We start from the raw sequence: 12,322 nt of genomic DNA on the forward strand, positions 1-12,322 counted from the left end.
CGATGAGAAAACCTTCACAATTCGATGTGATTGTGGTCGGCGCCGGTCCGTCCGGCAACGCTGCCGCTTACACGATGGCCAAGGCAGGTCTGGAAGTGCTGCAGATCGAGCGCGGCGAATATCCGGGCAGCAAAAACGTTCAGGGTGCGATCCTGTACGCGAAGGCGCTCGAAGAGATCATCCCGGACTTCCGCGACGATGCGCCGCTGGAGCGCCACATCATCGAGCAGCGGATGTGGATGCTCGACGATACGTCGTTTGTCGGTACACATGTGCGCAGCGAGGATTACAACAAGCCGCCCTATAACCGCTACACGATCATCCGCGCGCAGTTCGACAAGTGGTTTTCATCGAAAGTGCGCGAAGCCGGCGCACTGCTGCTCTGCGAGACCACGGTGAAGGAACTGATCATGGACGGCGACGTGGTGGTCGGCGTGCAGTGCGACCGCGAGCACGGCGATGTCTATGCCGACGTGGTGGTGCTCGCCGACGGCGTGAATTCGACGCTCGCGCGCAAGGCGGGCTTTCATGGAGAGATCGGGGCCGGCAACGTTGCACTCGCCGTCAAGGAGATTCTCTTCATGCCGGAGGAGACGATCCGCCAGCGCTTCAACGTCGGCGAGGACGACGGCGTCGTGATCGAGATGGTCGGCAGGATCACCGACGGCATGATGGGCACTGGCTTCCTCTATACCAACAAGGAATCGCTCACCATAGGCGTGGGCTGCATGCTGAGCGACTTCAAGAAAAACCCCAACCGCACGAGCCCCTACGTGCTCCTCGAAAAGATGAAGCAGCACCCGTCGATCGCACCGCTGATTGCGGGCGGCGAGATGAAGGAGTATTGCGCGCATCTGATTCCCGAAGGCGGTTTTCACGCAATCCCGCAGGTCTACGGCAACGGCTGGATGATCGTTGGCGATTCAGGCGGTTTCGTGAACGCCGCGCACCGAGAAGGATCGAATCTTGCGATGACCACGGGACGCCTCGCCGCCGAAACGGTGATCCACGCGAAAGCCGCGGGCCACGGCTACCGCGCCGGCACGCTCAAGGCCTACAAGGCCGCGCTCGATCAGAGCTTCGTGATGAAAGACCTGCACAAGTACCGCGACATGCCGGCCGTGCTGCACCAGAATCCGCAGTTCTTCACGACCTACCCCGACCTCATGGCGCGCGCCGCGCGCACGATGATCACGGTCGACGGTAAGGACAAGAAAAGCAAGGAGCGCGAGATTTTTTCGAGCTTCCGCACAGCCCGTTCGCTTTCCGGCATCGTGGGTGACGCCTACAAACTCCTGAGGGCCTTCCGATGAGCACCCTACCCGTCAACGTAGAGGAAAAGCTGTTCCAGAACCGTTATCGCGTCGATGCAGGACGGCCGCACGTCCACATCAAGGATGCCGACGTCTGCCAGAGCGAATGCAGCGCGAAGAGTTGCACCTTCGTCTGCCCGGCCTCGTGCTACAAGGCCGAAGGCAACGGCGCGGTGACGCTGATCACCGACGGCTGCCTCGAATGCGGGAGTTGCCGCATCCTCTGTACCGACCACCAGAATATCGAGTGGGACTACCCGCGCGGTGGTCACGGCATCCTGTTCAAGTTCGGTTGAGGAACATCGTCATTGCCAGACCAGAACGACATGTGTTTGCTTGCACCGAGAACCGGCCGCCGCCGCATCCGCGGGGCGCCGGGCGGCAAGGGCTCGACCGCGCTGCTGAAGGCCTTCTGGGCGGAACGGCAGAAACGCCAGGCGCCCGATACCGTCGCGATCACGTATTCGGGCTGCCTCGGCCCGTAGTGGAAGCGTTGCTGCAACGGTCCGTCTGAGGAGACACATGGCCAACGAACCGGCGATGACAGCGCCGCGTTCGCACCACCTTAGTCGAGATACGGACCGCTTCCCATCGTGATCGTGCCAAGGTCCACGCCAAATCCAGATTTGACTTGTCCGAGCCATTCGCCTCAGTCGCGATGTCGCGGCCCCGACACGCCGCAAGTCCGACAGTCCTTTCAGAGGCGCTTGATCTCGACACCGTATTTCCTCAGCGCGTAGCCAATCTGGCGCGGCGTCAGTCCAAGCAGCCGCGCCGCCTTTGCCTGCACCCAGCCGGATCTTTCCATGGCGGCGATGAGACGCTCGCGGTTGGTCATCTTCGCATCACTTCCGAGGACTGCGCCGCCAGCCGCTAACGGAGTCCGCTCGCTGCCGACAGGCTGGACCGCAGCAACTGCGCCCGACGTAGCAGCCTCAGCCCGCAGCGTAGCCGGCTTCACGGGCACTGGTACGATTGGCCCGGGCTGCGGCGCGATTTCGTCCGATCGGCTCTTCCACAGCATCGCGGACAGGCACTGACCGTGGCAGCAGGCAAAGTCGTTTCTCACGATCGCTGGTCCCGGCGCCAAGGTCGCGCTCCGCTGCACGCAATTCTCGAGCTCGCGGACATTGCCGGGAAAACCGCAGTTCATCAATACTTCAATCGCGCTCGCATCGAAGCTCAGCGTACGGCCGTTCTCGCTGTTGAAATTCTCGAGAAACTCAACGGCGAGGAGCGGAATATCACTGCGCCTTTCACGCAACGGCGGCAACAGCAAGGGAACCACGCAGAGGCGATAATAAAGGTCGGCGCGGAACTCGTTCCTTGCCACAGCCTCTTCCAGGTTTTTATTCGTGGCGGCAATCACGCGAACATCGACCTTAATGGTCTGGTTGCTGCCGACGCGCTCGAATTCTTGCTCCTGCAGGACGCGCAGCAGCTTTGCCTGGAACGAGGCCGAGATCTCGCCGATCTCGTCCAGAAACAGCGTCCCCTTGTCGGCGAGCTCGAAGCGCCCCTTGCGCGAATTGAAAGCGCTGGTAAAGGCACCCTTCTCATGACCGAACAATTCGGATTCCAGCACCGTCTCATGGAGCGCCGCGCAATTGAGCTTGATGAAAGGCCGCTTGGCGCGCGGCGACAGCTCGTGAACGGCCTTGGCGACCAGCTCCTTCCCGGTACCGGATTCGCCGCGCAACAGAACCGTGCTGTTCGATTCGGCTACCACCGCGATCTTCGCGAGCAGCCCGCGCAGCGCCGGGCTGTCGCCAATGATCCCCTCGATCTGAAACTTCTTACGCTCACCTGCAGGGTGCTTGAGCTCGGACAATGGCTTTTGCAGCCCGTCCTTTCCCGCCATCAGTCGCTCGCGGTCGCTCTTGAAAAAGCGATGCAGCTTCACCGTCTGCCCCACCAGGTTGGCGACCATGGTAAGCAGCCGCACGTCGTAATCGAGCCGGAAGTTCGACCCATAGTCCAGGATGCGGTCGATGGTCAGCGTGCCTACGACTTTCGCGTCGATGCGAATAGGGACGCCAATGAACGACACTCGCATGTTGTCGGAGGCACCGAGCACGCCCATGTCGGCGGCACTGAAGCCCGAATGCACCGCTACGTTCTCGGCGACGAGCGGCCTGTCCGTCGCCATGATCTGGTCAATTGCCTTCTGCGGCAGGCGCATCCGGTAGTGCTCATCGCTGCCTTCGCTCCAGTCCGCGCCAACGGTAATGTCCGGTACGCCATCATCGTCGAAGAGAGAGACGATACCGAGCCGCATCTGAACAAACGATTGCAGGCGATCGATGACGTTGGCCAACGCGACTTCGAGCCGGTAGGGGGCGGTGAGTACCTTCGATATTTCGAAGATGCCGGTAAGCACGCTCTCGTGCCACTGCACAATAGGGACCGCGTGGTCCGTCTCGGACTTTGAGCCAGGCCTTTCGCGCACGGAAGCGATATGCAGCATGACGACGTCCCCGTTGTGGGGACCGTGCTCCCCGTCACCTTGTTCGGATTTGCGGGCATTGTGTTGCATATCATCCTCGATCTAGCGCCCAATTTCACGGGCTGACTTCAAAAGATAATGCCCTTTCATGGAAGGACGGTGAAACTGTAGTGCCTTGATGTACTTATTTTCTGCTTTTGCGATTTCGCTGCGTGGATTCCGTTAGGAACGCGAGTTCCATTGATGTCGCTCAAATCAACTGCGATTTGTCTACTCCAGGTGCAGCCGATTACAGGTGTCGTCCATCATTGATTGCTGCCTCGGTGCCCGTGAGATAACTCGCCGCATCCGAGCATAGGACGAAGATGATCTATCTTTGCGACCTCTTCGGGCGTGCCCGCCCGGCGCAGCGGGATATTTGGCACAAAAAGCGCTTCCGTGTCGGGCGACAAAATGTCCGTCTTGAACTGGCCGAGGACGTGTGGAAACTGTTTTCAGATCGTTAGATGCGAGTCTATCGGTCCGATCAATCTGGTTTGGTAAGTCATGGCTGCGTTAGCGTAACGTTTCAAGTGCAAAAAAAGCCCCTCCGGGCTCTAGGTGCCAGCCATCCTCACTACCTCTATTGTTTTGGCAATCCAAAGTATCTTCACAGGCGCTGGGCCAGTAGCCGTCGTACTTGCGCACGTTCTGGCCAAGAAAATCGAAACCGTCTGCAATGTTCGTGATCCGGGTCTTCTCTTCCGAGCGCTCCAGATCTTGAGCGGCCATCAACTGCCTGAGCGCCGGAAGCACCTCGAATTCGAGCACTTCTTTCGACATACCGGTCACAATAAAGTCATCGGCGTAGCGAACGACGTTGAGTTGGGCCTTGCTGCGTGCCGCCGGGGTGAAATTACGCTCGGTCATCAGAGCATCGAGCACGACGAGCAGATTGAGATCGAGGCCCTTGAAACGCATGATCCCAACTTATCCATAGTGTGGATGCGTTCCATCAAAACAATCGATTTTACGAAATGTACGGCATGGAGGATAGTGTTCCTGGTAAATCCATTTCAATTTCGCAAACCTGCTGGCGCCTTCGTCGTGCCGGGTAGCGGATGAAGTGTGTCGTAGAACTGAGCGAAGCCGAGGAAATGACGTTGCAGCAGTTGTCGATCAATCACATGCATCGGGACACGCGCACGCGAGCGGCGGCCCTGTCGCCCCTCGGACACAGGATCAAGCGCAAGCTCACCGCCGAGCAACTCGGCGTGAGCGCGCAGTCGATCTGTGACTGGCTCACGCATGGCGCAACAGCGGCGTGTCCGGCCCGATGGGCGGCCATAACGGTGGGCACATGAAGCACCACTGGCGACGCTTCATCGCCTGGACGAAGGAAATCGCAGATCCCGAACTCGCTGAACTTTCTCGGCGGACACGGCACCAAATTTCAAGTCAATTTCTCGTGGACGCTCTCATGAATACTGTGGCAAAACGTCGGGCCGGAGAAATAGAATTTGGGCATATCAAGATGGTTGTCGGTCTTTGCCCTGACGCCGAGAAAAATCCTCAGGTGTACGCCAACCATCAACCGAGGCACATGTCCAATGCGGCCACGGTCTTCGGCGGCATGGGCAAGCCGGATCGCGCCGACACGACGCGACAAGCGTCCGGCAGGTCGCGTAGGCGCTTACTACCGGCAAAACTGCGCATAGTTCTCCAAACTTTTTCTATATCGGCCGCTTACCTTCGTACAGTTGAGGCAAACCTCGACTTCGCCTTGGCTTCGCGACGAATCTTGAAATCGAACCGCTTTCTCAGCAAGTCCTTCGCGTCCGTCAGGTCCACCCTCAAAGGCCGGACGGCGCATAGGAGGCAGTCGTGAATTTGGCCGTGTCCACAGATAGAGGACCTCTCTCCGTGCGCTCTCAGGTGCGGTGGAGGCTGGTTTGGGAAAATGAGTTGCGACTCGCCGACCACATCGAACTGTCCGAGTTCTTCCGAAAGACCTACGGACCGACTGGGGCGTTTAATGCAAAACCATTCGAAGGCAATCACAGTTGGGCTGGTGCGAGGCCAGAGTTCCGTGCAATCGGCTACGACGCGCGCGGCGTAGCGGCTCATATCGGCGCACTGCGTCGTTTCATCAAGGTTGGCGCAGTCGATCTACTAGTGGCCGAACTAGGATTGTACGCGGTACGTCCGGATCTTGAGGGACTCGGAATCCCTCAATTAATGCGCGTGATGTATCCCGTGTTGCAGGAACTTGGCGTTCCATTTGGCTTCGGCACGGTTCGACACGCGTTGCGGCAACATATTGCAAGGCTGCTCGGCCGACCCGGTCTGGCGACTATTGTGTCTGGAGTTCGCGTGAGGTCGACCCTTCGAGAAGTGCATCTCGACACGCCGCCCACGCGCATCGAGGACGTACTCATTGTCGTCTTACCGATTGGACGGTCAATGAGCGATTGGCCGACCGGAACGATAATTGACCGGAACGGGCCAGAGCTGTGAGGCACTGCTTATCCGAAGCGCGCAGCGAGTGCGCTGACACCAACGGACGTCGCGACGTCTATTTGACGTTTGACGACGGCCCTAATCCACTTTGCACACCGGACGTCCTCGATGTGCTGGCGCAACACCGGGTGCCAGCGACTTTCTGCGTCATCGGCGCGTACGCAGCGGACCAGCCGAAGCTGATCCGACGGATGATCGCAGAAGGACACGAGGTCGCAAACCACTCGATGACTCATCCGGACCTGTCCAGATGCGAACCCACCGAAGTACAACAGGAAATACTAACGGCAAGCAGGGTCATCAGGATGGCGAGCCCCCATGCTTCGCTGCGGTATATGCGCGCCCCGTATGGCATGTGGACCGAAGCAGTGCTCACTACGTCAGCGAGCGCTGGTCTGGCGCCCCTCCACTGGTCGGTAGACCCTCGAGACTGGTCTCGTCCCGGCGTGGACGCGATTGTCAGCGCAGTGCTGGCCTCTGTCCGGCCGGGTGCAATTGTGCTCTTGCACGACGGATGCCCTCCCGATGAGTTGGGACGATGCACTCACGCTGGTCGGCGCGAGCAGACCCTCATGGCGCTTTCCCTCATGATTCCAGCATTGCATGACCGGGGGTTTGCAATCCGATCGCTTCCTCAACCTGACCGGACGAATTAGACACCCTATGAACATGCTTAGCGCAACTAGCACTGTCGCAGTCTCGTCTTATGCGCTCCGCGGTCCTTTTGCTGCTAGATCAGTACGAGACGCAACTTTTTCGCGGGAAGCCGAGCGACTTCGGCGAGGACCGTCATCTGACGATTCCCATGCTGACGGCAGGTTATCGGACCGAGTACGTTCCGGACGCCATTGCGGCGACAGTCGTTCCGGACAGACTGGGGGCGTATCTGCGCCAACAACTGCGCTGGGCGCGCAGTACGTATCGGGACACGTTGCTTTCGCTGCGCCTGCTGCCCCGTCTCGATCGTTACCTTACGCTGGACGTGATCGGACACAATCTGGGCTCGCTATTTCTCGGCTTATCGCTACTAGCGGGTCTCGCGCAGCTCGCATTGACAGCGACAGTGCCTTGGTGGACTGCCCTGATAATCGCATCATCGACCATGATCCGCTGTAGGGTGGCATCGGTTCGCGCTCGCCAGATTCGATTTCTTGCCTTTTCTCTTCATACACCCATTAACCTCTTTCTCTTGCTCTCCCTGAAAGTCTATGCGCTGTGTACATCGAGCAATGGCGAGTGGCTGTCACGGAGCGCTGCTGCCAACGTACCAAACGGGGGTGGAAACAGGCCGCCACCGGAAACCCGAAGGCGGGACCGAACGCTACAGAATTTTCGGTATTGCGATGGCGCTTGGCAGAGCGGATCTTACGCGCGATTCTTCGACGTTGGTGGTGGCATATGACGGCGTTTGTAGCGACGAGTGATCGTGCACGCCACTTATCTTAGATGCTATGAGACGATCGTGCTTTCCGTTGAGAATCTAGCAGTTGGTTTCTAAAATCCCTTACCGACTAACGATTTGTGCATCCGTCGACTCCGTGAAAACTGGGAGCTACTGAGCCTTACCGCAAGCAGCTCGGCACTTGCCCACCACCAGATTTTGCACGGAGAGGAAGATTCCCCTGTGAAACGTTGCCGCGCGGCAAAGCGTTCGTACCGCATCCGCATATAAACGTCTCAATCTAATGCACCATTACCTTGGGGGCCTGTAGAAATATTCGAAGGACATCACCCTCTTTCTGGCGCCCCACATCAACTCCTACAGGCGATTCCAGATCGGTACGTTCGCGCCGACCAAGGTCGCATGGAGCCAAGACAATCGGACGGTCGGTTTCCGCCTTTACGGCGAAGGCTCGGACGCCGTCCGCGTTGAGTGCCGCATTGGCGGTGCGGATCTGAATCCGTATCTCGCTTTTGCGGCCCTGATCGCGACGGGTCTTGCGGGCATCGAACGAGCCACCTCCAGCGCTGCCGCATTGTCCAAAACGTAACATTCGCGACACCAACAATCGGACGATGCACCGCCATAACCCGACATTGTGCCGGTCAACATCCCGCAAATTGTGCTCCGACTGTAGATGCTCGCTTGGCACAACGCTTGCGATCCATCGCCGACAACTCAAGAGACCTGACATGCTCAATCCGATCATCAATGACACGACACTTCGTGACGGCGAGCAGACCGCCGGCGTCGCGTTTCGCACCGAGGAAAAATGCGCGATCGCCGCCGCACTGTCGCAAGCCGGCGTGGCCGAACTCGAAATCGGAATTCCTGCCATGGGCGAAGACGAAATGGCGTGCATCGCTGCAATCGTCGACCTGAACCTCGACGCCCGCCTGATGGTTTGGGGGCGCCTCACGGACGAGGATCTCACTGCGGCATTGCGCTGCGATGCCGATATCGTTCATCTCTCGGTTCCCGTTTCGGATATTCATTTGCAACACAAGCTGCGGCAGTCGCGCAGTTGGGTACTGGCGCAGATCGCACGCGTCGTCGACGAGGCAGCGAAAAACCATCCCAAGATTTCCCTGGGCATGGAAGACGCCTCGCGCGCGGATCCCTCATTTCTCATAGAAGTGGCTCAATGCGCGCAGCAGCACGGGGCCCAGCGCGTGCGCTTTGCCGACACTGTCGGTATCCTGGACCCCTTTAAGACCTTCTACGCCATTGCAGCGCTGCGCGTCGCCGTCGATCTGGAGATCGAAATCCATGCGCACGACGACCTCGGGCTCGCCACAGCCAACACACTGGCCGCCCTTGGGGCCGGCGCGACCCATGCGAGCACCACCGTCAACGGGTTGGGTGAGCGCGCCGGCAATGCAGCGCTGGAAGAAGTCGTGATGGGCGCGCGGCACCTGCTGCGACGAGACACTGGCGTCGACACCAGAGCGCTGCCCGACATTTCGTCGCTGGTCGAACAAGCCTCAGGCCGCGCAGTTTCCTTCAACAAGAGCATCATCGGTAGGAGCATCTTTACTCACGAGTCGGGCATTCATACCGACGGCCTCGCGAAGCACCCCACGACCTACGAGGGATTCGATCCAGCAGAGCTCGGCCGGCAACGGTCGACGATACTCGGGAAACATTCTGGATCTCAAAGTGTGCGTGAGGCCTACGACGCTCTAGGCGTGAGGGTGTCGGAGCGGCTCATCCCGCTCCTGCTTGCGCGCATCCGCTCTTTCGTCACGCAGTACAAGCAGGCGCCGAATGCAAGCGATCTGCGCCGCTTCCTGACGCAAGCCCACAGCACGCGGGTGAAGGTGTCGTGAGTGTGGTGATGGCGGCCAAACTTGTCCAATAGAAGTAACGACATGCAAGAAGTTATCGAACAACTGCGTCACCTGTCGTCGGCCGAGGATTTCCTGCGATTCTTCGACATCGCATTCGACGAGAAGGTGCTGAACGTGAGCCGCCTGCACATCCTCAAGCGCTTCTTTCAGTATATCGAGCAACAGAAAGAACTACCGCGTAACAACGCGACGGCCGTGCTCGCCGTCTATCGATGCTTACTGCAGAAGGCCTACAACGACTTCGTTGTATCCACGCCCGCGGAGCAAAAGGTCTTCAAAGCGTCCAGCCTGCGCGACGTGTCGCTGAAACTCGTGCACAAGATATTCGCTCGCCATCCGAGATTGGAGGCGGACCTGTTGATGAAGAGGGCCTCATGAACTCGCCCGCTGCCTCGGAAAAGAAGCCGGCCGCGCCGGTCAACAAGTACCGCTTCGAGATTCTGCTGCTCGGTGCAACCTCGATGGCCCGGGATCTCGCCGGATCTGTCGCAACGACGCCCTTGACCGGCCTCACCGCCGACTGCACTGAGCTGAACATTGACCCGTAGTTGCCGCATTCTGTGCACGGACCATCACAACCTCGAATGGGCGTGTCCGCGCGGCGGGCATCGCATCCAGTTCAGGTTCGCGTAGACAAACACATCCATCGTCACATCGGCTTCCGAGCGCCGCAAAAGCGGCCGGACGCCTCACCATATCGGAGCAAATTGATGAATCTCATTACTGGTATCGAATCGACCGATCTCTTCGGCGGCAACGTTCCCTTCCCCGTGCTACAGCTGATCGAGAGAACCCGCGGCGGCAGCAATGACGATGTGGCCGCCGCGTTGTGGACTGCGGTCCTGTCGTACCCGCGCTGCCTGCCACCCTACTATCTGCTGTATAAGTTCCATGCGAACCGGGGTGAACTTGGCGAGGCGCAGGAGGTCGCGACCAAGGCTTTGGCGGTCGCCGCCCGGCAGGCGTCGCTCGACAGCGACTGGTGTGCGGTACAGCCGGGCGACACCGACTTCACCATTCCTGGTCCAGGCCGCTTCTGGCTCTTCACACTGAAGGCGCTCGCGTTCATCAGCGTGCGGCGCGGCGAGCGCACCGTTGCACTGAAGCTGATCGCCAAGCTGCGCAGGCTGGACCCGATCGATTGCATAGGCTTGGACGTCGTGGAAGCCTTGCTCGCACAGTCCGGATCCCAATAATCGCCGCCGGAAGATCAACTGACAGATCGACAATATGTCCCCGGCTTGGCTATGGCAGAACTCCATTGCAGTTCATGGTGATCGTTTCAGTAGTCAAAGCCGACGCTCACCGCACACTTCGCGCGGGCGCGCAGGCCATGCCGTGGACGTTTTTTCAGCGAGCCGTGGAAACCGGTAGCCCAGCGGTGCCGATAATTCGGCGTACATCCGATAAAGAGACTGCGTCGCAAGCAGGGGTCGCGTTGCAACCAGAGACGCAAATCAAGACAACAACCGGATTGACACACGGCTTGCCAGTCCCGCCGAACCTGCTCGATCAGGCGTTTGCCGTCACCGCGCCGAATGAGGCCTGGTGTGGCGATACACGGTATATCGCCACAAAACCCTCGAAACCCCACAAATCCATGCCGCAAAAACCTTGCTGAAAGATCCCATTTCCTAACTTGGCTGGATTGGTCTTCGCGTGGTCTTAGGCAGAGGAATCATGCGTGACGCCTCCTCCAATATTATCTCCCGCATCCAATTGCTTGCCGGATCACTGTTGTGAAGGGCAGACCATTGGACGGCCTCGGTGAATGCGGGACGTGGCAGCGGAAGTTCGACGATCCGCAGAGGCATCGTTTTTTCGAAATACTTGACCAGCCTTAAGGGCATCGTCCCTATACGGTCAGTGTTTAATAGCATAGGCGGGATCATGCTAAAGCTCGGCACGATGACCTCGTCCCGTCTCTTGAGACCGTGCTGAAGCAAAAACCATTCCTCGATCGAGGGCTGCCGCGCACGCCCGAACTTGACCACAACGTGCCCCATCGACATATATCTCTCGAATGTGAGCTGCCCTGATAGCTGCTGGTTCGTGCGGCAGCCTACGCACACGAGCGTCTCCTCGAACAGCTTCGCTTTAGGGTGCGCGCTCGACATGAAAAATTCCGGCAAGATAAGAAAATCGGCTTCGCCGCGCCGGAGAACCTCATCGGGGTCATCGGCAAGTGGCAGCAATTCGAAACTGACGGCGGGAGCTTCCCGTGCAATACGCTCCACGATCTTTCGAAAAAATACGACTGTCATGAAATCGGAAAGAATGATCCTGAAGCGGCGATCCGATTTGGCTGGGTTGAACACGTCCTGGGAAATAACGGAGAGCTGGATGTGCACCAGAGCCTCCCGGACTGGAGCAGCGAGCCCTTCTGCACGCGGTGTTGGGACAAGTTCCCGGCCCCTCATCGTAAATAGTTCGTCGCAGAAATAGGCGCGTAGCCTGGCGACGGCCGCGCTCATGGCCGGCTGGCTCAGGTTGATGCTGCGTGCCGCCGCAGTGAGGTTACGCTCGCTCATCAGAGCATCGAGCGCGACGAGGAGATTTAGATCGAGGCCCTTGAAACGCATGATCCCAACTTATCCATAGTGTGGATGTGTTCCATCAAGACAAACGATTTTACGAATTGTACGGCATGGAGGATAGTGTTCCTGGTAAATCCGATTGAATTTCGCAAACCTGCTGGCACCTTCGTGGTGCCGGGTAGTGGATGAAGTGTGTCGTAGAACTGAGCAAAGCCGAGGAAATGACGTTGCAGCAG

General features: G+C 58.7%; 14 protein-coding genes and 3 pseudogenes. 13 read left to right on the forward strand and 4 right to left on the reverse strand.

Features of this window, described 5'->3' with window-relative positions; genetic code table 11:
* The first annotated feature begins 2 nt into the window (after positions 1-2).
* The 3 genes from OKW39_RS26185 to OKW39_RS26195 are packed head-to-tail and all read left to right on the forward strand — an operon-like array spanning position 3 to position 1,798.
* Positions 3-1,313 (forward strand): FAD-dependent oxidoreductase, encoded by a 1,311-nt coding sequence (locus OKW39_RS26185; RefSeq protein ID WP_184062997.1) that lies wholly within the window; start codon positions 3-5, stop codon positions 1,311-1,313.
* Positions 1,310-1,609, forward strand: a complete 300-nt coding sequence (locus OKW39_RS26190; RefSeq protein ID WP_018423212.1) for a ferredoxin family protein — start codon at positions 1,310-1,312, stop codon at positions 1,607-1,609. The genes OKW39_RS26185 and OKW39_RS26190 overlap by 4 nt, the downstream gene beginning before the upstream one ends.
* Before the next feature lie 36 nt (positions 1,610-1,645).
* Complete coding sequence (locus tag OKW39_RS26195; RefSeq protein ID WP_429332347.1) at positions 1,646-1,798, forward strand: hypothetical protein; 153 nt, start codon at positions 1,646-1,648, stop codon at positions 1,796-1,798.
* Positions 1,799-2,010: 212 nt separating this feature from the next.
* On the opposite strand, the gene nifA is transcribed toward OKW39_RS26195, so the two are convergent.
* Together nifA and OKW39_RS26205 are read right to left on the reverse strand one after the other, a co-directional pair.
* Entirely contained in the window at positions 2,011-3,849 is a 1,839-nt protein-coding gene (gene nifA / locus OKW39_RS26200; protein ID WP_429564012.1) for a nif-specific transcriptional activator NifA, read from the reverse strand.
* 465 nt (positions 3,850-4,314) lie between these two features.
* Positions 4,315-4,626, reverse strand: a pseudogene (locus tag OKW39_RS26205) (hypothetical protein); the annotation flags it as partial.
* Positions 4,627-4,859: 233 nt separating this feature from the next.
* Here OKW39_RS26205 and OKW39_RS26210 point away from each other — a divergent pair.
* The 5 genes from OKW39_RS26210 to OKW39_RS26230 are packed head-to-tail and all read left to right on the forward strand — an operon-like array spanning position 4,860 to position 7,660.
* Entirely contained in the window at positions 4,860-5,102 is a 243-nt protein-coding gene (locus OKW39_RS26210) for a hypothetical protein (RefSeq protein WP_429332349.1), read from the forward strand.
* Positions 5,099-5,626 (forward strand): hypothetical protein, encoded by a 528-nt coding sequence (locus tag OKW39_RS26215; RefSeq protein WP_429564013.1) that lies wholly within the window; start codon positions 5,099-5,101, stop codon positions 5,624-5,626. Before OKW39_RS26210 ends, OKW39_RS26215 begins: the two co-directional genes overlap by 4 nt.
* Positions 5,627-5,673: 47 nt before the next feature.
* Positions 5,674-6,255 carry a NodA family N-acyltransferase gene (locus OKW39_RS26220; protein WP_279633854.1) on the forward strand — a complete coding sequence of 194 codons (582 nt, stop codon included), beginning with the start codon at positions 5,674-5,676 and terminating at the stop codon, positions 6,253-6,255.
* Positions 6,252-6,914, forward strand: coding sequence for a chitooligosaccharide deacetylase NodB (gene nodB, locus OKW39_RS26225; protein ID WP_429564014.1), 663 nt, complete (start codon positions 6,252-6,254; stop codon positions 6,912-6,914). The genes OKW39_RS26220 and nodB overlap by 4 nt, the downstream gene beginning before the upstream one ends.
* 50 nt (positions 6,915-6,964) lie before the next feature.
* Positions 6,965-7,660 (forward strand): glycosyltransferase family 2 protein, encoded by a 696-nt coding sequence (locus OKW39_RS26230; protein WP_429564015.1) that lies wholly within the window; start codon positions 6,965-6,967, stop codon positions 7,658-7,660.
* Positions 7,661-7,940: 280 nt separating this feature from the next.
* On the opposite strand, the gene OKW39_RS26235 is transcribed toward OKW39_RS26230, so the two are convergent.
* A complete protein-coding gene (locus OKW39_RS26235) occupies positions 7,941-8,252 on the reverse strand; it encodes a hypothetical protein (protein ID WP_429564016.1) in 312 nt (103 codons plus the stop codon).
* A 139-nt stretch (positions 8,253-8,391) separates the two neighbouring features.
* Between OKW39_RS26235 and nifV the strand changes: the two genes are divergently transcribed.
* The 5 genes and pseudogenes from nifV to OKW39_RS26260 form a co-directional block, all read left to right on the forward strand.
* Positions 8,392-9,528 (forward strand): homocitrate synthase, encoded by a 1,137-nt coding sequence (gene nifV, locus OKW39_RS26240; RefSeq protein ID WP_429564017.1) that lies wholly within the window; start codon positions 8,392-8,394, stop codon positions 9,526-9,528.
* 42 nt (positions 9,529-9,570) lie between these two features.
* The gene (nifW, locus tag OKW39_RS26245; RefSeq protein WP_429332354.1) at positions 9,571-9,927 is read left to right on the forward strand and encodes a nitrogenase-stabilizing/protective protein NifW; all 357 of its coding nucleotides are present in this window, start codon (positions 9,571-9,573) and stop codon (positions 9,925-9,927) included.
* 38 nt (positions 9,928-9,965) lie between these two features.
* Positions 9,966-10,094: pseudogene (locus tag OKW39_RS26250) on the forward strand (electron transfer flavoprotein subunit alpha); the annotation flags it as partial.
* A 165-nt stretch (positions 10,095-10,259) separates the two neighbouring features.
* Positions 10,260-10,745 (forward strand): hypothetical protein, encoded by a 486-nt coding sequence (locus OKW39_RS26255; protein WP_090811371.1) that lies wholly within the window; start codon positions 10,260-10,262, stop codon positions 10,743-10,745.
* Between the two features lie 198 nt (positions 10,746-10,943).
* A pseudogene (locus tag OKW39_RS26260) lies at positions 10,944-11,125 on the forward strand (IS3-like element ISBvi4 family transposase); the annotation flags it as partial.
* Between the two features lie 58 nt (positions 11,126-11,183).
* Here the strand turns inward: OKW39_RS26260 and OKW39_RS26265 are convergent.
* On the reverse strand, positions 11,184-12,131 hold the full coding sequence (locus OKW39_RS26265; protein WP_429564018.1) for a LysR family transcriptional regulator: 948 nt from the start codon (positions 12,129-12,131) through the stop codon (positions 11,184-11,186).
* Between the last annotated feature and the right edge of the window lie 191 nt (positions 12,132-12,322).

Source organism: Paraburkholderia sp. MM6662-R1, from assembly GCF_050436245.1.
In the GTDB taxonomy this organism is placed as follows: Bacteria; Pseudomonadota; Gammaproteobacteria; order Burkholderiales; family Burkholderiaceae; genus Paraburkholderia; species Paraburkholderia tuberum.